Consider the following 20,040-nt stretch of genomic DNA (forward strand, 5'->3'; position numbering starts at 1 on the left):
AGCGCGATCATTCGCTGGCGCTGCGCGCCCTGTTGGCGGACCGCTCGGGCAGGCCGAACTCCTGGTGGCAGACGTCGGCCAGCACGGCGATGCCCTCGCGGATCTCCTGATGCGAGGGGCTCGCGAAGCACAGCCGCAGCCGGCTTCGCGCATGCGCAGCGTCGGTCGACCATTCCGGGCCCGGATTGATCGACACGCCACGCTTGAGCGCGGCCTGCGACAGCTTCATCGCGTCGACCTGGTCCGGCAGCTTGACCCAGAGAAAGATCCCGCCCTTCGGCGCTTCGAACTCGGCCGCCGTGCCAAACTCCGCATTCAGCGCGTCCATCAGCGTGTCGAGCTTGGCGCGCAGGCCGCGCACCAGCTGCGGGACGTGGGTTGCGAAATGCGGCTTGCAGTATTCGGCCAGCACCATCTGCTCCAGCGCGCCCGAGCCGGCATCGGTCTTGAGCGCGAGCAGGACCGACATGATCTCCCACGGTGCAACCAGGAAGCCCACGCGTAGCGCGGGGGCGACCGATTTGGAGAACGAGCCGAGATGGATCACGCCGCCATGGTCGGACATGCCGTGGATCGCGCGCGGACGCTTGCCGTCCCAGATCAGGTCGGCATAGCAGTCGTCCTCGAACACCGGCACGCCATAGGCTCGCGACAGCCACAGCAGTTCGGCGCGGCGGCTCTCCGGCATGATGGTGCCGGTCGGGTTCTGCACTGTCGGAATGGTATAGATGTATTTCGGCCTGACACCACGATCCTTGAGATCGGCCAGCGCCGTCGCCAGCACATCCGTTCGCATGCCGTCCTTGTCGAGCGGGATGCCGACCGGCTTGACGCCGAGCCGCGCCAGCCGCGTCAGCGTGCCCTGGTAATTGTCCTGTTCGACCAGCACCGTGTCGCCGCGCGTGAGCAGCGCCTGGTTGACGAGGTCGAGCCCCTGCAGCGAGCCGGACAGGATCATGATGTCGTCGGCGCGCGCCGACATGCCGGCATCGCGCGAGAGCTTGGCGGCGAGGAAGTCGCGCAGCGGTCGATAGCCTTGCGGTCCATGCGCGAGGCCGTAGGTGGCCAGCGCGCGGCCTTCCCGCGCGAGCACGGCGTCGGCGGCCGCACGCAAATCCTCGACCGGGACGGCGTCGGCATCATTGTTGCCGCCGACGAAGCTGTATCTTGCAAGGCCTGTCCAGCGTGCGGCTGGAGCCGGGAGGCCGGGACCGAGGAGCGGTGCAAAATCGAATACGGCCATGAGGCACGCCTCCCTTGTTCTCGAATTGGGGCGACTTTAAACAGATACCAGGACGCTTGTCCTGGCAGGACAGGCTTTTTCCCGGGGAAGGCGACCTCCGAACGGCAGTTCCGCCGCTCTGGCGCGCGCCTTCGATCCCGGCTAAAGCACGCCCCGGAAAAGCTGCGAGACTTTGCAAATGGCCGACTCGATCCAGGAAGTTCTGTACGCCTTCGCAAAGGGCGAGATGGTCGTCGTGACCGATGACGATGACCGCGAGGGGGAAGGCGATCTGATCGTTGCGGCCTCGCTGTGCACGCCCGATAAGATGGCGTTCATCATTCGCCACACCTCCGGCATCGTCTGTGCCCCGATCACCGCCGACGACGCGCGGCGGCTGCGGCTCGATCCGATGGTCGCCCACAACGACTCCAATCACACCACCGCGTTCACGGTCTCGATCGACTACAAGCCGGATGGCGGCACCGGCATCTCCGCCGAGGAGCGCGCCTCCTGCTGCCGCGCGCTGGCCAATCCGAATGCCGGCGCCAACGACTTCGCGCGGCCCGGCCATATTTTCCCACTGATCGCGCGCGACGGCGGCGTGCTGCTGCGCTCGGGCCATACCGAGGCGGCGGTCGATCTGTGCAAGCTTTCCGGCCTGCCGCCGGTCGGCGTCATCTCGGAGTTGATGAACGACGACGGCACGGTCATGAAGGGCGAGCAGGTCGTCCGCTTCGCCGCGGCCCACAATCTCAAGCACGTCACGATCGCCGATCTGATCTCCTACCGGCAGGCGCGCGAGAAGCTGATCGAGCGCGTATCGACGTTCACGACCGAGAGCCCGATCGGCCCGCTGCAGGGCTTCGCGTACCGCTCGCCGTTCGATCCGATCACCCATGCCGCCTTCGTCTACAACGGCATTGGCGACGGCAAGAATGTGCTGACGCGGCTTCACAAGCCCAACATCGTGAAGGATCTGATCGCGGGTCCGCAGCGTATTCAAGCGGTGCTGCAGCACTTCAAGAAGGCCGGCCGCGGTGTGCTGATCTATCTGCGGGACGGTGCGGCCGGCGTTCCGGTCGAGCCGGTCGCGGAGCCACATACCGCGGAGGCCGATCGCCATCGGCAATGGCGCGAAGTCGGCGTCGGCGCGCAGATCCTGCGCGATCTCGGCGTGACGTCGATCCGGAACCTGACCTCGTCGGCCCATGACTACAAGGGCCTGTCGGGTTTCGGCATCGAGATCGTCGCCAACGAACGGCTTGAAGGCTGACCTCCCAGGATTTAACCTCACAAGGCTGTGCTCCGAGCGCAGCGAGACGCGAAAGGATCGTTCATGAGCGCGCGCCCTCAGGCAAAGGACAAGCCGGCCCAGTCGAGCTTCCAGTGGGACGATCCCTTCCTGCTGGACGAGCAGTTGACCGAGGACGAGCGCATGGTGCGTGACACCGCGCGCGCCTATGCCCAGGACAAGCTGCTGCCGCGCGTCACCAAGGCCTATCTCGAGGAGAAGACCGACCGCGAGATCTTCAACGAGATGGGCGAGCTCGGCCTGATCGGCATTACGCTCCCCGAGGAGTATGGCTGCGCCAATGCGAGCTACGTCGCCTATGGTCTCGTCGCGCGCGAGATCGAGCGCGTCGATTCCGGCTATCGCTCGATGAACTCGGTGCAGTCGTCGCTGGTGATGTATCCGATCTACGCCTATGGCGACGAGAACCAGCGCAAGAAGTATCTGCCGAAGCTCGCGAGCGGCGAATGGGTCGGCTGCTTCGGCCTGACCGAGCCGGATGCCGGCTCCGATCCCGCGGGCATGAAGACCCGCGCCGAGAAGGTCGCCGACGGCTATCGCCTGACCGGTAGCAAGATGTGGATCTCGAACTCGCCGATCGCCGACGTGTTCGTGGTGTGGGCCAAGTCGGCCGCGCATGACAACCAGATCCGCGGCTTCATTCTCGAGAAGGGCATGAAGGGCCTGTCGGCGCCGAAAATCGGCGGCAAGCTCTCGTTGCGTGCCTCGATCACCGGCGAGGTGGTGATGGACGGCGTGGTGGTGCCGGAGGATGCGTTGCTGCCCAACGTGTCAGGCCTGAAGGGCCCGTTCGGCTGCCTCAACCGCGCCCGCTACGGCATCTCCTGGGGCGTGCTCGGCGCGGCCGAGGACTGCATGCATCGCGCCCGCCAGTACACCCTCGACCGCAAGCAGTTCGGCAAGCCGCTGGCTGCCACCCAGCTGGTGCAGAAGAAGCTCGCCGACATGGAGACCGAGATCGCGCTCGGTCTGCAGGCGAGCCTGCGCGTCGGCCGGCTGATGGACGAGGGCAAGATGGCGCCGGAGATGATCTCGATCGTCAAGCGCAACAATTGCGGCAAGTCGCTCGACATCGCCCGCCTCGCCCGTGACATGCACGGCGGCAACGGCATCTCGATCGAGTATCACGTGATGCGCCACGCCGCGAACCTCGAGACGGTCAACACCTATGAGGGCGCGCACGACGTCCACGCCCTGATCCTCGGCCGCGCCATCACCGGCATTCAGGCGTTCTTCTGAGCGCGCTGCGCGACGTGCGTCGCCTCTGCCTGCGAGATGGGCGGTCGCCGTCGCGCCCATCACTGTCATCGTCCGCGAAAGCGGACGATCCAGTAAACGCCGGCCCATCGAGGCTCACTGACTTCTCGGAGTACTGGATACCCCGCCTTCGCGGGGTATGACGGCGGAGAATGGGGCAACGATCTGCCCCATGCAGGAAGGCACGCCATGGCCGACAATGACGACGTCCCGTTCAATCGCCACTTCCCGCTTCAGGCGGGCGTCGTCGACGAGGTGCGTCCGGGCATCCGCCGCGTTCTCTGCAACAATCCAAGTCCGTTCACCTTCACCGGCACGGTCAGTTACATCGTCGGTCGCGGCAAGGTCGCGATCATCGATCCCGGCCCGGACAACGAAGCGCATGCACAGTCACTGTTGGACGCAGTGCGCGGCGAGACCGTCACCCACATCCTCGTCACGCATACCCACCGCGACCATTCTCCGAACACCGGCCGGCTGAAGGCCGCCACTGGCGCTACGGTCTATGCCGAAGGCCCGCATCGCGCCTCCCGGCCGCGCTACGAGAGCGAGAAGCACAGCCCGGAATCCGGCGTCGACCGCGACTTCGCGCCCGACGTGGCAGTTGCTGATGGCGACGTGATCGAAGGCCATGGCTGGCAATTGGAGGCGGTGGCGACACCAGGCCATACCGCCAACCATCTCGCCTTCGCCTGGGGCGAGCGCAGCACGACCTTCGTCGGCGACCACGTGATGGGCTGGGCGACCTCGATCGTGGCGCCGCCCGACGGTTCGATGGTCGACTACATGGCCTCGCTGGAGCGGCTCGCCGGACGCCCGGAAGAGCTGTATTTCTCAGGCCATGGGCCGGAAATCCCGGAAGGGCCGCGCTACACGCGCTTCCTGACCCGCCACCGCCAGGCCCGCGAGGCCTCGATCCTGCATCGTCTCGCCAAGGGCGAGGCCGACATCCCGACCATGGTGCGCGCGATCTATATCGGCATCGATCCGCGGCTCACCACCGCCGCCGGCTATTCCGTTCTGGCGCATCTCGAGGATCTCGTCGCCCGTGGTGTCGTCGCGACGGAAGGCGACCCGGTGATCGGCGGAACGTATCGGCTGGCGTAGCAAATGGCGAATAGGGAGTAGCGAGTAGGGAAGGGAGAGCAGTCCAGCTCCACGTCATCCCTATTCGCTACTCCCTATTCGCCACTCGCCCCCTTCACTTCTTCACCGTCTTCGCATTGCCCTTTGCCGCCACCGGCGGCGGCGTGATCTTCTTCACCGGCTTCTGCGCTTCGGCCTCGCCGGCGTTCGACAGATCCTCGATCAGCTTGTTGACGCGCGCGGCGTTGCTGCCGAGATCGGAATCGAAATAGCGCGAGGCGGAGCGGACATCGACGCGGGAATCCTCGCCGTCGGGCTGGATGCGGATCGAGATGTCCTCGCGGAAGCCCATGATCGGCGTGCGCGCCACCGCCTCGATGCGGCCGATCCGGCGCGGCGGCAGCGGCGCGCGCTCGTCGACGACGAACCATTTGCGGCGGTTGACCAGCTTCAAGGCGATCGCATAGGCGCGATCCGGCGGCAGCTCGATCTGCACCGGCTCGATGTCGGGATAGAATTTCTGCTGCTGCTCGGCTGAATAGAGCCCGGCGTAGACCGCTGTGTTGGTGCCGTCGCCGTTGCGCAGTGGTGCCAGCGCCTCGAACCGCGGCGGATCGATCGGATCGGTGGTGATGTCGTAGATCTTCGGCAGCTTGCGATATTGGAGCGCGAGATAGGCCGGATAGGCCAGCACGACAGCATCGATCATGAACGCCAGGAGGACGCGGCTCATGCCGCGGCTGCCATTGCGCCAGATCGCGACGAAGGCGGCGAGCCCGAGCAGGATCGACAACAGGGCGAGGCCCAGCGCGCCGAAGAAGGTGGCGAGCGCGGGCTTCATCTCCAGGAAGTCGAAGCGCAGGATCAGGATCGAGACCAGCACGGCGACGACGGAGAACACCGCGAGATTGCGGGTCCATGTCGCAAGGCTGGAGGTGGGCTCCGACAGATAGGGAGCGTGAAACCTGCGGGCCATAGGTTCAGGAACTGCCGGGTTGGGGCGGCCCCGGAAGCCGGGGCGATCTCGCTTGAGACCATGAGCCCCGGTCAAATTCAAGGGGAGTCTGCGGCCTTGTTCCCGCCCGGGACGGCCGCGAGCTCGGCCCGGGAGCGGTCCTGGCCGCTGTCCCCGTGGGATCGTGGCGGCGGGCCGAAATCGCTGCTGGAGCATCCGAGACCGCCGGGTTACCGCAGCTGGCCGCAGGGAAGCTGGTCACCTCACCCGCGGCCGATGTGAATAGCCTCAATGTCCATGCACCAGCGGACAGGCCGAGTCGGCGAGCCTGCCGAACGCCTCCTCGCCCGACATGGTCTGGATCAACTTGTAGTAGTCCCAGGGGTGCTTCGACTCCTCCGGCTTCTTGACCTGCATGATGTACATCTCATGCTCCATCAGGCCGTCGGCGCGGATCTTGCCGTTGGACGTGAACATGTCGTCGATCTTGGTCTTGCGCAGCTGGTCCATGACCTTGTCCGAGTCGGTCGTGCCGGCCGCCTTGACGGCTTTGAGATAGGTCATCGTGGCCGAGTAGTAGGCGGCCTGGTTCATGGTCGGCTCGCGCTTGGTCTTGTCGTAATAGCGCTTGGCGAAGGCGCGGGTCTTGTCGTTGAGGTCCCAATACCAGCCGGTGGTGAGGTAGAGACCCTGCGCCGTCTTCAGGCCGAGACTGTGGATATCGCTGATGAAGGCGAGCAGCGCCGCCGGCTTCATCGTCTTGGCGATGCCGAACTCATCCGCAGCCTTGATCGAGTTGGTGAAGTCGTTGCCGGCATTGGCGAGGCCGAGAACCTGCGCGCCCGAGCTCTGCGCCTGCAGCAGATAGCTGGAGAAGTCCGAGCTGGAGAGCGGCACGCGCACCGCGCCGACCACCTTGCCGCCATTGGCCTCGACGACCTTGGAGGCGGCCTCCTGCAACTGGGTGCCGAAGGCGTAGTCGGCGGTCAGGAAAAACCAGCTCTTGCCGCCCTGGCTGACCATGGTTTTGGCCGTGCCGTTGGCCAGCGATGTCGTATCGTAGGCGTAATGGACCGTGTAGGGCGTGCAGTCCTTGCCGGTCAGCGAGGCACCGGCGGCGCCGATCGCGATGAACGGTATCTTCTTCTCCTTGGCGGCGTTGGCCATCGCCAGGCTGACGCCGGTGTTGGAGCCGCCGAGGATCATGGTGACGCCGTCGCGATCGGCCCATTCGCGCAGCTTCTGGGCGCCGACATCGGGCTTGTTCTGGTGATCGGTCTCCATGAACTCGATCTTGTTGCCGAGCACGCTGCCGCCGAAATCCTCGATCGCCATCTTCGCGGCTTCGACACCGCCCGGCCCGATCACGTCGGCGTAAAGCCCGGACATGTCGTCGATGTCGCCGATCACGACCTTGTTGGCGGCGGCGTGAGCCGCCGTGGCGACCAGTGAGGCCCCGAACAGCCAGGGCAGCAGGCGCGTCTGATATCGCATGGTGGCGTTCCCTCGTTTCTTCTTTGGTGCCGGAGCTTAGGAACCAGCCCGCAGGCTTTCCTATTCGCCTATGGTCGAGACGAGGGCCGAGGAACTTTTCGTCGAGAACGCAAACGGCCCCTGCGCGGGCGCAGGGGCCGTTCGTCACCCGCAGAGCGGGAGTTGTTACGCCGCCGCGTTGGGGAAGCGATAGGCCTTGAACTGCTCGCGCAGTGCGGTCTTGAGGATCTTGCCGGTCGCGGTGTGCGGGATGCCGTCGACGAAGGCGACGTCATCGGGCATCCACCACTTCGCGATCTTGCCTTCCATGTATTTCAGGATGTCCTCGCGCGTCGCGGTCTGTCCCTGCTTCAGCTGCACGATCAGCAGCGGCCGCTCGTCCCATTTCGGATGGAAGATGCCGATCACGGCCGCCTCGGCGACGGCGGGATGGCCGACCGCGAGGTTCTCCAGATCGATCGAGGAGATCCATTCGCCGCCGGACTTGATGACGTCCTTGGAGCGGTCGGTGATGCGCATGAAGCCGTGCTCGTCGACGGTGGCGACGTCGCCGGTGTCGAAGAAGCCTTCCTCGTCGAGGATGTTGCTGTCGACCTTGTAGTAGGCCTTCGACACTGCGGGACCGGAGACCTTGAGCCGGCCGAAGGTCTTGCCGTCCCATGGCAGCTCGGTGCCGGAATCGTCGGTGATCTTCATCTCGACGCCGAACGGCGGGAAGCCCTGGGTCTGCAGCACGTCGAGCTTGGCGTCGCCCGTGGCGTCGAGGAACGGCGGCTTCAAGGTGGCGAGCGTGCCGATCGGGCTCATCTCGGTCATGCCCCAGGCGTGGCGCACGCCGATGCCCATGTCGAGGAACGCCTGGATCATCGAGCGCGGCATCGCCGAGCCGCCGCACACCACCATCTTCAGATGCGGCAGCGTGAGCTTATGCGCCTGCATGTGCTGCAGCAGCATCAGCCACACCGTGGGCACGCCGGCGGTGTAGGTCACCTTCTCGGTGTCGAGCAGCTCGTAGACCGAGGCGCCGTCGAGCTTGGGACCGGGCATGACGAGCTTGGTGCCCATCGAGGGCGCGGAGAACGCGATGCCCCAGCTGTTGGCATGGAACAGCGGAACCACCGGAAGCATTGTATCGCCGGCGGACGTGCCGAGCGAATCCCTGGAATTGGCCATCAACGCATGCAGCACGTTGGAGCGATGCGAATACAACACGCCCTTCGGATCGCCGGTCGTTCCGGACGTGTAGCACATCGCCGCTGCGGTGTTCTCGTCGAACGTGCCCCATTTGAAATCGCCGTCAGCCTCGCCGATCCACGATTCGTAGGCGACCGCATTCTTCAGATTCGTCTGCGGCATGTGGGCGGCATCGGTCAGTACGACATACCGCTCGACGCTCGGCAGCTTGTCGGCGAGCTTCTCGAGAATCGGCACGAAGGTCAGATCGGTGATGACGATCCGGTCCTGCGCATGGTTGATGATCCAGCCGATCTGCTCGGGGAAGAGACGCGGATTGACCGTGTGACAGATCGCGCCGATTCCCATAATACCGTACCACACCTCGAGATGGCGGCCGGTATTCCAGGCGATGGTTGCGATGCGGTCACCGAGTTTGATGCCGTCGCGCGTCAATTTCTGTGAAACCTTGAGAGCGCGGTCGTGGATTTGCCGGTAGGTGGTGCGAACGATGGGGCCTTCGACCGAGCGTGTCACGACTTCCTGGGAGCCGTGGATCGTCGCCGCATGCTCGATGATCCGGTGGCAAAGCAGGGGCCAGTCTTGCATCAATCCAAGCATCAGGTCGTTCCTCCGGTGGTATTCGCTTTAGGGCAGCGAGGGTCTTTTGGTCCGTTCCGTGAATTTTAGCGCGCGCCGCACCGCGCGCAAATGGCATTGTGGCGGCCACGACGTCGCGCCGGGTGCGATGGTTAGCGCTGCCGCCGCGGCGCTTGCATTGAGCTGGCTCATGACCCTGCCCGCGGCCGCAAGGTCCAGGGAGGGCGCTCAGCCGCCTCAGCGCGCCACGGCCGCTGGATCGACGCGACAGGATCAGCCCCTGGCGGTGGTGCCACTTCCTCGCCCGCGTCCTGAGACGGCGCCGAAGCCGGTCGCGCGCGAGCAGGCCAAGGATGAAGCCAATGACGACAAGGGCGAGGTGGCCAAGGACGGCGGGAAAGAGGCGAAGACGCCTCCAGCGCCGCAGCAATCCGCCTGCCGCCTGGCGCTCACCGAGGAGATCGCGGTCGCGCCTTCGATCCCGCCGATCAAGGGGCCGGGCGCCTGCGGCGGTGACGATCTGGTCCGGCTCGAGGCGGTGATGCTGCCGGACAAGCGGCGGGTGGCGTTGGCGCCCGCGGCGGTCATGCGCTGCACGATGGCGACGGCGGTGGCCAACTGGGTCCGCAACGATGTGGCGCCACTGGCCGCTCGTCTCGGCAGCCCGATCGCTGCGCTGGACAACTACGATTCGTATCAATGCCGCGGCCGCAACAACATCGTCGGCGCCCAGATGTCGGAGCATGGCCGCGCCAATGCGCTCGACGTGCGCGGCTTCAAGCTCGCGGATGGCCGCATGATCGAGCTCACCGACCGCACCCAGCCGCGCGATCTGCGCGAAGCGGTGCTGCATTCGGTCTGCACCCACTTCGCGACCGTGCTGGGCCCGGACTCCGACTGGTATCACGAGGACCATATTCATCTCGATCTCGCCGAGCGCCGCAGCAACTACCGCATTTGCCAGTGGGACGTGCTCGATCCGATGCCCAAGGTCGCCCCCCTGATGCCGGCAGCGCGCCCCGACGACGCGCCGCCGCGCGAGACGGCGGAAGCCGAGGACGACGGCAAGGAGGCGAAATCCGCGGCTCGCCATGGATCCGGCGGCGCGGCGGAGCCGGAGACCCGCAAGTCGGCCCCGTCCGAGCCGGCATCCGGTGACGCGGAAGCCGAGGAAGCCGCGCCCGCCGCCCCTCCACCCGCGCCGCAGCCGGCGGCTGCGAAGGGCGCCAAGAAGAAGCACAAGAGCAGGTCCTGAGGGCGATCGGCGCTATCAGCGCACACCGCAAACAAAAAGAGCGCCGGTTGCCCGGCGCTCTCGAAAGAGGATGCTAAACGCGTTTCTCGGCTTTTGATCGCGGCCGGCTTCAGTTGAATTTTATTGCATCGCAGCGTAGGCGCCGCCGCCTTGCAGCGCCATCTGCGGCTTGTACGGCGAATCGCCCTTCTTCGGATCCAGCACCACGACGATGGTGCCGACCTTGACCCGGTTGTAGAGGTCGATCGCGTCCTCATTGGTCAGGCGAATGCAGCCCGAGGAGATCGAGGCGCCGATATATTCCGGCTGGTTGGTGCCGTGAATCCGGAACAGCGTGTCCTTGCCGTTGGCATAGAGGTACATCGCACGCGAGCCCATCGGATTGTCCGGACCGGCGGCCACGAAGGTCGGCACGCCCAGACGCTCGATCTCACTCTTGGTCGGATGCCAGGCCGGCCACTCGGTCATGGCGCCGACCTTGGCGATGCCGGACCAAGCCATGGCTTCCTCGCCAACGGTGATGCCGTAGCGGATCGCCTTGCCGCCATCGAGCACGTAAAAGAGGTAGTGAGCGTCGGAATCGACGACGATGGAGCCCGGCGCTTCCTTGCGATGATACTCGACGATCGCACGGCGATAGGGTTCCGCCACCGGCGTATTGGTGTAACGGATCTTCGCCAGAAGCTCCTTGTCCTTCGGCTTGAAGGCCTGGGCGTTGGTCGCCTCATAGGTCGTGGCCTGCATGCAGCCCGACAGCATCAGGCCGGCGGCCAGGAGTCCTAATTTCACCTTCAGCGACATGTCACAAATTCCAATTGACAGCTGACGTTGCAATGGCACGGCCGCGCCACTGCAGCGCGATTCCACATGTCCCATTATCGTCAAAATCGATCGCGATTCCAGCCGATACACGCACAAGTCACGTTGCAGCGCCGTGATTGTTGCTTTTTTGCCGCAAAATTTCGGCCGGTCATCCACAGCTGTGCTCTGGATGGCACGTTCGCGCCCGCGATCGATGCCGACACGGCCATTTGGGCCACACACGCGCGAAATGCCGATGGACCCTGTCGGCAAGCTGCGTCACAAGGCAGCAGCATCCCACCGCTAAGCCGCCGAAACCACGTTTCGCGATTCGGAGTCTCCCTGCATGTTCTCGGTGTACGTCCCGTCGGAGGTCTCGCTCAAGAAGGCCCCGGTCACGGATGCCTCGGCGCTGCCGGAGAATGCGGTCTGGGTCGACCTGGTAAACCCGAGTGGCGCCGAGGACCGGGCGGTGGAGAAGCTGGCCGGCATCGCGGTCCCGACGCGCGAGGACATGCAGGAGATCGAGATCTCCAGCCGCCTCTACATCGAGAACGGCGCCCGCTACATGACCGCGACCCTGATGTGTCACTCCGATACCGACATGCCGAGAACCACGGCCGTGACCTTCATCCTCGCCGGTCACCGCCTGGTGACCGTGCGCTACGACCAGCCGCGGCCGTTCGCGGTGGTGGAGGCCAAGCTCGCCCGCAACTGTGCGCCGGGGATCACGGGCGAGATGGTCCTGATGGAACTGCTCGATGCCGTGATCGACCGCTGCGCCGACATCCTCGAGCGCGTCGGCGCGGACATCGACCAGGTCAGCCACGAGATCTTCGAGCCGAACAACGAACGGCACGGTCACGCCAAGCAGTATTCGCAGATCCTGATCGCGATCGGCCGCAAGGGCGACCTGACGTCGAAGGTGCGTGAAAGCCTGGTCTCGATCGGCCGCCTGGTGACCTTCCTGTCCGCGGTCGTCGAAGGCGTGAAATGGTCGAAGGACATGCGCGAGCAGCTCAAGACGATGCAGCGCGACGTGGCCTCGCTGACCGACCATGCCTCCTATCTCGCGGGCAAGATCACCTTCGTGCTCGATGCGATGCTCGGCGTCGTCAATCTCGAGCAGAACAACATCATCAAGCTGTTCTCGGTCATGGCCGTCGTGTTGATGCCGCCGACCTTGATCGCCTCCATCTACGGCATGAACTTCAAGATGATGCCGGAGCTCGAATGGGCGCACGGCTATCCGATGGCGCTGGTGCTGATGCTGATCTGCGCGATCGTCCCGTACGGCATCTTCAAATGGAAGAAGTGGCTGTAGGCGCTGCGCGCCCGTCGATCCGCGCCTGCAATTCCAGAACACTTGGTTTGCGCCGTGTGAACGCCCTGCATCCTGGATAGCGGCAATTTCTGCCGCATGCGCGCCATGTTGTTAGTAGCTACGCCCCGATGTTCACTAACCGAATGCCATCGCAGGTAACTGGCTATGCACCTCAAGTAACACAGATGATAAGATGCGCGTCATGCCACAAATAGTTGTTAGGCTGGCGGCAATGCGGCTGCAAACCCGCCTCAATTGCTCAGGTAAAATTTGACGGGAACCCTGAACGTTTGATCGAAACTTCTCTGCGATAACTCAGCTCGTGAGCATGGCCAACAACGAGCGCTTCGGCGCATGGCATGCAGGAGCTCCAAGGCGCATCGATCGCGCCCATGGCCAAGAGGCGGCAATGGTTGAGAAACGCATAACGGCATCGAACAACGTGGTCGAGCTCGCCAGCTACCAGCGCAGCCGTGCCGACATCATCGTGGCCCATGCGCTGTCGCCGCGCACCTGCCGCTATTGCGGTGCCGAGCTCGATCACGACGAGCGCGAGGATGACTGCTCCAGCGCCCTCAACCTCAACATCGAATCCGCACGTTTGCGCTGGCGTGCCGCCCAGATCCTCCGCGGCCTGGTGTGCGAAGGCTGAACGAACGTTCCCGCGCCGGCGCCGAGTGACACGGCTCGCAATCCGAACCCCGTATGCCGATGCAATTGGTCAAGCAGCGCTCCCTTCCGGGGGCGCTGTTCGTTTGTGGCACCAGCCCCGCCGCGCAGCGATGTTTGCAAGTGGCGTTAATCGCACCTTGGAGCCGCCACCCGGGTCTCGTCGAGAGCAGCAAGCAGGCGTGAACCAAGTTGCGGCTTGATCCAGAGCTTGGTTCGTCCGCCGCCCTCAGACGTGCTGGCCGCCGTTGATGTGGATCTCGGCGCCGTTCACGTAGGAGCTGGTCTCGGTGCACAGCACGTAGATGATCTTGGCCACCTCGTCGGGCGTGCCGAGGCGCTGCATCGGGATCTGCTCCTGCACGATCTTCTCGGTGCCGGGCGACAGGATCGAGGTGTCGATCTCGCCCGGCGCGATCGAGTTGACGCGCACGCCGACGCGGCCGAAATCCGACGCCATCTCGCGGGTCAATGCCGCTAGCGCCGCTTTCGAGGTCGCATAGGCGGCGCCGGCAAACGGATGCACCCGCGAGCCGGCGATCGAGGTCACGTTGACCACGGAGCCCTTGGCGGCCTTGAGCTCCTTGATCAGGCCGCGCGCCATCATGATGGGCGCGAAGAAGTTGACGCGGAAAACGTGATTCCAGGTGTCGAGGTCGGTGTCGACGGTGCCGAGCCGCGCGCCGCCGGAGCCCTTCGGCGAAATCGCAGCGTTGTTCACCAGCGCATGCAGTTCGCCGCCGTCGATGCGCTGCTTGATCTCGGCGATCGCGCGGAGGGTGTCCTGTGGATCGGAGAGATCGACCTGGACGTGGTCCTCGGGGCCTGCACCCCAGGGGCACTCCTCCGGAAAGGGGTGCCGCGAGCAGGTGAGGACGCGCCAGCCGGCGGAGGAGAAGCGGATCACGGTGGCATGACCGATGCCGCGGCTGGCACCGGTCAGCAGCATCGTGCGCCGCGGCTGGTTGGAAGGAGTGGGCATGAATGGGTCTCTCACGATCCCTCGAGGGATCAGCTTACCACAATGGTTGCGTGTTCGGTGCGCTATTCCTGAGCACCGGGGGGCGAAGCTCGTTAGTCGACTGTCGCGTGAAGGAGGGAGGGCGTTCGGCCGTCGTCCCTTACGGATACATCCTCACTTTGCTCCAGTGCTGGCCAGCGGCCTCGCGCCTGAACTCGATGCGGTCGTGCAGCCGGAATGGCCGGTCGTGCCAGAACTCCATCCGCAGCGGCGTGATGCGCCAGCCGCTCCAGCCCGGCGGGCGCGGCACCTCGCCGATGATGTATTGCGCGGCCGTCTTGGCGATCGCCTGCTCGAACGCGAAGCGGCTCTCCAACGGCTGCGACTGCTTGCTGGCCCAGGCGCCGAGCTGCGCCTGCTTCGGACGGGTGGCGAAATAGGCATCCGCCTCCGCGTCGGTCACCGGCGTCACGAGGCCGCGGATGCGAACCTGCCGGCGCAGCGACTTCCAGTGAAACAGCAGCGCGGCCTTCGGATTGGCGGCTAGCTCCTGGCCCTTCTGGCTGGCCTTGTGGCTGTAGAACACGAAGCCGTCGGCGTCGTAGCCCTTCATCAGCACCATGCGCACGTCGGGCAGTCCGCTGTCGTCGACCGTCGACAGCGCCATCGCATTCGGATCGTTCGGCTCGCTCTTGACGGCCTCGGCAAACCACTCGGCAAACAGCGCAAACGGCTCGCCGGCCTCGGTAAAATCAGCCGATGTACCGGATGTTAAGGTTGTCTGGTGTTTGATGCTGGTGGGGTCGGTCATGTGTATGGGGAGTCCGAGTTTTGCGTTCACCCGCGGCCAGGCGCGCGCAAGGTCATGCTGGTCCGGTCCTATATAGGGCATCGGTCCGGCTTGGCCTATCCGCGATCGGTCCTGCCGGCACCGCTTTGACACTCATTCTAATCGGTCTGTCGGGTGGTGGTTGCAGCTTCTCGCGCCCCGAATCGGCTTATGCCAAGATGGAGGATGCGGAGATCACCGGAACGATCAGCCCGCCGCCCGAGCGCGAGCCGACCGAGGGCGATCTCGCCTTTGCCCGCAACGCCGCCTCCGACGTGCTGACCAAGGGCACCAAGGATTCCAGCCAGCCCTGGCAGAATCCGCAGACCGGCGCCCGCGGCTCGGTGACGCCAATCGCCAAATCCTATACGGCCGAGAACGGCAGGACTTGCCGGGACTTCCTGGCGAGCTACGTCAACGGCAAGACGGAGCGGTGGCTGCAGGGCTCGGCGTGCCGTGTCGAACGGGGCCGCTGGGACATCCACACGCTCAAACCCTGGCAGCAAAGCTAGCTGGGTCGCGGCGAAACCCGTTGCAAAAATACAACGGACTCCCCACATGAAATGCAAAGCGGGCGGGGAGCCCATAGGTTAGTATCAGACATTCTGTAAGGAGACGTGACGGATGCGCGACCCCTATGAGGTCTTGGGGGTGCCGCGAAGCGCCAGCGCTGCGGCCATCAAGAGCGCCTATCGCAAGCTCGCCAAGAAGCACCATCCCGACAGCAACAAGGATGATCCGAAGGCATCGGCCAGGTTTGCCGAGATCAATTCGGCCAACGAGATCCTGGGCGACGAGGACAAGCGCAAGCAGTTCGATCGCGGGGAGATCGATGCCGAGGGCAAGCCGCGCTTCCAGGGCTTTCCCGGCGGCGGCGCTGGCCGTGCCGGTGCCGGTGGCGGCGGCTTCGAGAACTATACCTTCCGCAGCGGCGGCGGGCCGGGCGGCGGTTTCGGCGGCGGCGGCTTCGAGGACATTCTGAACAGCATGTTCGGCGGTGGCGCGACGCGCGGTGCGCGCGGCGGCGGCAATCCGTTCGAATTCGACACCGGGGGTGTCGGCGTCGATCTCGACCTGAAGGTCGCGATGTCGGTGACGCTCGAGGAATCCGTCAAGGGCGGCGAGAAGCGGGTGCGCCTGCCGTCGGGCAAGGAGCTCAATGTCAAGGTTCCCCCCGGCGTCACCGCCGGTCAGCAGATCCGGCTCAAGGGCCAGGGTGAGAGCGCGCCTGGGCACCGGCCCGGCGACCTCCTGATCACGATCCAGATCGCGCCGCATCCGTACTTCAAGGTCGAAGGCAGCGACGTCAGGCTCGACCTGCCGATCACGCTCTATGAGGCGGTGCTGGGCGCCAAGGTGCGCGCGCCGACGCTCGGCAGCGCGGTCGAACTGTCGATCCCAAAGAATACCTCCAGCGGCCGCACCTTCCGCCTGAAGGGCAAGGGGCTGCCGAAGAGCGACGGCTCGATGGGCGACCTGTTCGTCACGACGAAAATCGTGCTTCCGGATGGCAACGACGCCGATCTCGAGGCCCTGATGACCAAGTGGCGCGACCGCCATCCCTACAATCCGCGCAGCAACCTCGCCTGAGGTTGCGCGTTGCGCGATCGATCGCTGCAGATCTGAGAAGAAAAGTGCGGCCTCGAAGGGGGGACCAGCGCGGTACAAAACCCCGATCGAGGCCGCGTTCGTGTCGATCGGCGGATCGAACACTCCTCATTTTTTCGTGACTATTTGGTGCGATATTGAGACGCGCCGGTGCCATGATTCCAGATTTTCGGTGACGGAATTGCGGCATCCACCTTAACGTGTATCCGGCTGGCGGCGAGCGCACGGAGCGATGCGCCGCCGCATGGCTTGCGGGTGCCTTGCAACCGCTTCTGACACGGCCGCAAATCGTCTCTTAGGCGAGATCGAGGCGCGATGCGCCGCTAGCCGCCCACGCGTTCGGCCTGGTCATAAACAAGGCGTGCAACCTGGGTGAGACGTGTCCGGTCGCTGCCGCCGGTGACGACATAGCCGACGCCGCGCTCGGCCCAGGACAGCGCGGCGGCATTGCCCTGCGCCGTGTAGCGCATCTGCGCCGCCTCGATCCCGGTCTTGCTCGCATAGACGGTGAAGCGCTCGCCTGACGTGCTCTCATACATCAGGAACGACGCGGGACCGGACGGGCCCGGCAGCAGCCGGCCGCCGACCAGCTTGAGGCCGGTGGCTTCGAGTTCGGGGGCCTGCACGACGCGGCCGCAGCGGCGCGTCAGCCATTGCTGCAGATGGGCCTTCTCGTCGCCGGGAACCTCGACCGGATGGCGCACGTCGACCACGTAGAGCCGGTGCGCATCGAGCGCGTCGCCGACCAGGCTGAGCAGCAGCGACGGCGACGACGCCGCGCCATGTGCGACCCAGCCGAGGGCGCCGCCGAGGCTGAACGCGAAGATGCTGGCGGCGGCCGCGCCGATGATCCAGCGCCGCGGGCGCCTGTCCAGACGATCGAGGTCGAGGCGCCGCGGCACCGGCTCGTTGGCAACGCTGTCGTAGCGGGCATGCAGGGCTTCGGCCATGCGGCGCCAGGATGCCACCCGTTCGGCATCGGCCGGATGCGCCGCGAGCCAGGTCTCGACATCGCCGCGGCGCTCGACCGGCAGCTCGTCGTCGACATAGGCGTGCAACTCGTCTTCGGTGACGGGAATGATCGGGTCGGTCATGGTCTGGATCTCATTGCAGCCGCACGACCGCACCTAGGCGCGGCCGCAACGGCCCGGGGCAGGCGACCGCGATAGCGCGGCTTTTGTGCGGTAAATCGGGCAGTCATTTCACCCTCCGGAGCGCCGGCCGCTCACCCTCGAGGACGGCGCGGACGTGGGCGCGGGCGCGGGCGAGGCGGGACATCACGGTCCCGATCGGCACGCCCTGGATCTCGGCCACCTCCCGGTAGCTGAGCCCTTCGAGGATCACGAGCAGCAGCACGGCGCGCTGCTCCTCGACCAGCGTGGCCAGCGCGCGCTCGATGTCGCGGCCCTCGGCCTCGGTGCCGCTGGCGTCCGGATTGTCGTCCTGGAGCGGCATGAAATGCGGCCGCCGCGCCAGCGACCGCCGGCGGTTCTTGTTGAGGTTGGTCAGGATCGTGTACAGCCAGCTCCTGATGTCGCCGCCGAGGAACAGCCGCTCCGAGCGCAGCGCCCGCACCAGCGTGTCCTGGACCAGATCGTCGGCCGCATCGACGTCGCGCGCCAGCGCCCGCGCATAGCGGCGCAGTGCCGGGATCATGGCCTCGACGCTCTGGCGGAACGCGCTCATGGGGTGTCCTGCGGCCGTTCGACGTGGGGACAAAGGTGCGGGCCGCATCCGCGCCTTGCACAGACCATAACACCCTGAAGACAGGCCTATTCCAGCATCCGGATCTCTGCGGAGACTTTGCCACAGGAGAGGCGGAATGGCACTGTACCGGGCCAGACCGGTGGTGTACGTCCAGTCCTCAGAGCATGACGCGTTTCCGACGGAAACACATCATGCTCTCATCTTCTTGTTTGAGCATGATCTCTTCGGAAAACCGGTTTCCACTTTTCCGGATCCTGCTCCAATCATCAGTTCGATGGGAAGCCGCATGGCGCAGATTTCAGGTTTGATGCAGGGCAAGCGCGGGGTCGTGCTCGGCGTGGCCAACAACCGCTCGATCGCCTGGGGCATCGCCAAGGCCGCACGCGCGGCCGGTGCGGAGATCGCGCTGACCTACCAGGGCGACGCGCTGAAGAAGCGGGTCGAGCCGCTGGCCGCCGAGCTCGGCGGCCTCGTGCTCGGCCATTGCGACGTCACCGATCCCACGACCATCGATGCCGTGTTCGACGTGTTGAAGGAGAAGTGGGGCAAGATCGATTTCGTCGTCCACGCCATCGCCTTCTCCGACAAGGACCAGCTCGACGGCCGCTACATCGAGACCACGCAGGACAATTTCTCCAAGAGCATGCTGATCAGCTGCTACTCGCTGACCGCGATCGCGCAACGGGCCGAGAAGCTGATGACCGACGGCGGCTCGATCATCACCCTGACCTATTACGGCGCCGAGAAGTGGATGCCGCACTACAACGTGATGGGCGTCGCCAAGGCCGCGCTGGAGGCCAGCGTGCGCTATCTCGCCGCCGATCTCGGCGAGAAGAACATCCGCGTCAACGCCATCTCGGCAGGTCCCATCAAGACGCTGGCGGCCTCGGGCATTGGCGACTTCCGCTACATTCTGAAGTGGAACGAGTACAACGCGCCGCTGCGCCGGACCGTGACCATCGAGGAGGTCGGCGACAGCGCGCTTTATCTCTTGTCCGACATGTCGCGCGGCGTCACCGGCGAGGTGCACCACGTCGATTCCGGCTATCACGTCGTCGGCATGAAGCGGCCGGAGGCGCCGGACATCTCGCTGAGCAACTCCGTCGGCGCCAAGGAATAACGCATCGCGCAATGCCCCGGCCCACGATCTACTACATCCGCCACGGCGAGACGGAATGGAATGCGCTCGGCCGGCTGCAGGGCACGCAGGACATTCCGCTCAACGCGCGCGGGCGCGAGCAGGCGGTCCAGGCCGGCAGCATCCTCGGCCAGTTGATGGCGCGCAACGGCCATGATTTGGCGCGGTTGCCATACGTGGCGAGTCCGCTGGTCCGTGCGCGCGCCACGATGGAGCTGCTGCGCGGGGTCCTGAACCTGCCGGTGGCGGATTATGCGCTCGACCCGCGGCTGCGCGAGATCGGCTATGGCAAGTGGGAGGGATCGACGCTGCCGGAGATGCAGGCGGCCGATCCTGCGTTCTACGCCAGGCGCCTGACCGAGAAATGGACGCTGGCGCCGGAGGGCGGCGAGACCTATGCCGACGTCGAGCGCCGCGTCCGCGACTGGTATGATCAGCTGTCTGGCGATATCGTGGCGGTCGCCCATGGCGGCACGGCCCGCGCGCTGATGGTGGCGCTCGGCTTCGCCACGCCGCAAGGCGCCGTCGATTTGCCGATCCAGCAGGGCGCGGTCTACGTGTTCGGCGACAACGGGTTCGACAAGTTCAGTTAGTTCATGTCCGTCATTTCGGGGCGCCTCGCGAGAGGCGACCCGGAATCTCGAGA

The 20,040-nt window shown here is 65.3% G+C and carries 19 protein-coding genes; 10 read left to right on the forward strand and 9 right to left on the reverse strand.

Features of this window, described 5'->3' with window-relative positions; translation table 11 throughout:
- Nucleotides 1-7: 7 nt before the first annotated feature.
- Nucleotides 8-1,243 carry a PLP-dependent aminotransferase family protein gene (locus ACQR07_RS23675; protein ID WP_434904533.1) on the reverse strand — a complete coding sequence of 412 codons (1,236 nt, stop codon included), beginning with the start codon at nucleotides 1,241-1,243 and terminating at the stop codon, nucleotides 8-10.
- 178 nt (nucleotides 1,244-1,421) lie between these two features.
- Between ACQR07_RS23675 and ribB the strand changes: the two genes are divergently transcribed.
- From ribB to ACQR07_RS23690, 3 genes are all read left to right on the forward strand, one after another.
- A complete protein-coding gene (gene ribB, locus ACQR07_RS23680) occupies nucleotides 1,422-2,498 on the forward strand; it encodes a 3,4-dihydroxy-2-butanone-4-phosphate synthase (protein ID WP_434904534.1) in 1,077 nt (358 codons plus the stop codon).
- A 63-nt stretch (nucleotides 2,499-2,561) separates the two neighbouring features.
- Nucleotides 2,562-3,776, forward strand: a complete 1,215-nt coding sequence (locus ACQR07_RS23685; RefSeq protein ID WP_434868020.1) for an acyl-CoA dehydrogenase — start codon at nucleotides 2,562-2,564, stop codon at nucleotides 3,774-3,776.
- Between the two features lie 207 nt (nucleotides 3,777-3,983).
- Nucleotides 3,984-4,901: an MBL fold metallo-hydrolase gene (locus ACQR07_RS23690; RefSeq protein ID WP_434904535.1), complete on the forward strand. Its 918-nt coding sequence runs from the start codon at nucleotides 3,984-3,986 to the stop codon at nucleotides 4,899-4,901.
- Between the two features lie 94 nt (nucleotides 4,902-4,995).
- On the opposite strand, the gene ACQR07_RS23695 is transcribed toward ACQR07_RS23690, so the two are convergent.
- From ACQR07_RS23695 to ACQR07_RS23705, 3 genes are all read right to left on the reverse strand, one after another.
- A complete protein-coding gene (locus tag ACQR07_RS23695) occupies nucleotides 4,996-5,856 on the reverse strand; it encodes a DUF1499 domain-containing protein (RefSeq protein ID WP_434904536.1) in 861 nt (286 codons plus the stop codon).
- A 267-nt stretch (nucleotides 5,857-6,123) separates the two neighbouring features.
- Complete coding sequence (locus ACQR07_RS23700) at nucleotides 6,124-7,329, reverse strand: ABC transporter substrate-binding protein (RefSeq protein ID WP_434904537.1); 1,206 nt, start codon at nucleotides 7,327-7,329, stop codon at nucleotides 6,124-6,126.
- A 165-nt stretch (nucleotides 7,330-7,494) separates the two neighbouring features.
- Nucleotides 7,495-9,123 (reverse strand): fatty-acid--CoA ligase, encoded by a 1,629-nt coding sequence (locus ACQR07_RS23705; RefSeq protein ID WP_434904538.1) that lies wholly within the window; start codon nucleotides 9,121-9,123, stop codon nucleotides 7,495-7,497.
- 127 nt (nucleotides 9,124-9,250) lie between these two features.
- Between ACQR07_RS23705 and ACQR07_RS23710 the strand changes: the two genes are divergently transcribed.
- On the forward strand, nucleotides 9,251-10,357 hold the full coding sequence (locus tag ACQR07_RS23710) for an extensin family protein (RefSeq protein ID WP_434904593.1): 1,107 nt from the start codon (nucleotides 9,251-9,253) through the stop codon (nucleotides 10,355-10,357).
- Nucleotides 10,358-10,477: 120 nt separating this feature from the next.
- Here the strand turns inward: ACQR07_RS23710 and ACQR07_RS23715 are convergent, their stop codons facing one another.
- Nucleotides 10,478-11,158 carry a L,D-transpeptidase gene (locus tag ACQR07_RS23715; RefSeq protein WP_434904539.1) on the reverse strand — a complete coding sequence of 227 codons (681 nt, stop codon included), beginning with the start codon at nucleotides 11,156-11,158 and terminating at the stop codon, nucleotides 10,478-10,480.
- A gap of 346 nt (nucleotides 11,159-11,504) precedes the next feature.
- On the opposite strand from ACQR07_RS23715, the gene ACQR07_RS23720 reads away from it, so the two are divergent.
- On the forward strand, nucleotides 11,505-12,482 hold the full coding sequence (locus tag ACQR07_RS23720; RefSeq protein ID WP_434904540.1) for a magnesium transporter CorA family protein: 978 nt from the start codon (nucleotides 11,505-11,507) through the stop codon (nucleotides 12,480-12,482).
- A gap of 328 nt (nucleotides 12,483-12,810) precedes the next feature.
- Nucleotides 12,811-13,134, forward strand: a complete 324-nt coding sequence (locus ACQR07_RS23725; RefSeq protein ID WP_434904541.1) for a hypothetical protein — start codon at nucleotides 12,811-12,813, stop codon at nucleotides 13,132-13,134.
- Between the two features lie 246 nt (nucleotides 13,135-13,380).
- Here ACQR07_RS23725 and ACQR07_RS23730 read toward each other — a convergent pair whose 3' ends face one another.
- Nucleotides 13,381-14,133, reverse strand: coding sequence for an SDR family NAD(P)-dependent oxidoreductase (locus ACQR07_RS23730; RefSeq protein ID WP_434868029.1), 753 nt, complete (start codon nucleotides 14,131-14,133; stop codon nucleotides 13,381-13,383).
- Nucleotides 14,134-14,272: 139 nt separating this feature from the next.
- Nucleotides 14,273-14,923: a pyridoxamine 5'-phosphate oxidase gene (gene pdxH / locus ACQR07_RS23735; protein WP_434868030.1), complete on the reverse strand. Its 651-nt coding sequence runs from the start codon at nucleotides 14,921-14,923 to the stop codon at nucleotides 14,273-14,275.
- A 125-nt stretch (nucleotides 14,924-15,048) separates the two neighbouring features.
- Between pdxH and ACQR07_RS23740 the strand changes: the two genes are divergently transcribed.
- Both ACQR07_RS23740 and ACQR07_RS23745 read left to right on the forward strand, forming a co-directional pair.
- Nucleotides 15,049-15,453 carry an RT0821/Lpp0805 family surface protein gene (locus ACQR07_RS23740; RefSeq protein ID WP_434868031.1) on the forward strand — a complete coding sequence of 135 codons (405 nt, stop codon included), beginning with the start codon at nucleotides 15,049-15,051 and terminating at the stop codon, nucleotides 15,451-15,453.
- A gap of 112 nt (nucleotides 15,454-15,565) precedes the next feature.
- The gene (locus tag ACQR07_RS23745) at nucleotides 15,566-16,531 is read left to right on the forward strand and encodes a DnaJ C-terminal domain-containing protein (protein ID WP_434904542.1); all 966 of its coding nucleotides are present in this window, start codon (nucleotides 15,566-15,568) and stop codon (nucleotides 16,529-16,531) included.
- Between the two features lie 341 nt (nucleotides 16,532-16,872).
- Here ACQR07_RS23745 and ACQR07_RS23750 read toward each other — a convergent pair whose 3' ends face one another.
- Nucleotides 16,873-17,643, reverse strand: a complete 771-nt coding sequence (locus ACQR07_RS23750; RefSeq protein ID WP_434904543.1) for an anti-sigma factor family protein — start codon at nucleotides 17,641-17,643, stop codon at nucleotides 16,873-16,875.
- 103 nt (nucleotides 17,644-17,746) lie between these two features.
- Nucleotides 17,747-18,235, reverse strand: coding sequence for a sigma-70 family RNA polymerase sigma factor (locus tag ACQR07_RS23755; protein WP_434868034.1), 489 nt, complete (start codon nucleotides 18,233-18,235; stop codon nucleotides 17,747-17,749).
- Between the two features lie 307 nt (nucleotides 18,236-18,542).
- Between ACQR07_RS23755 and fabI the strand changes: the two genes are divergently transcribed.
- Complete coding sequence (gene fabI, locus ACQR07_RS23760; protein WP_434904544.1) at nucleotides 18,543-19,376, forward strand: enoyl-ACP reductase FabI; 834 nt, start codon at nucleotides 18,543-18,545, stop codon at nucleotides 19,374-19,376.
- A gap of 11 nt (nucleotides 19,377-19,387) precedes the next feature.
- A complete protein-coding gene (locus ACQR07_RS23765; RefSeq protein WP_434904545.1) occupies nucleotides 19,388-19,987 on the forward strand; it encodes a histidine phosphatase family protein in 600 nt (199 codons plus the stop codon).
- The last annotated feature ends 53 nt before the right edge of the window (nucleotides 19,988-20,040 follow it).

It is taken from the genome of Bradyrhizobium sp. HKCCYLS20291, from assembly GCF_051167715.1.
GTDB lineage: Bacteria > Pseudomonadota > Alphaproteobacteria > Rhizobiales > Xanthobacteraceae > Bradyrhizobium.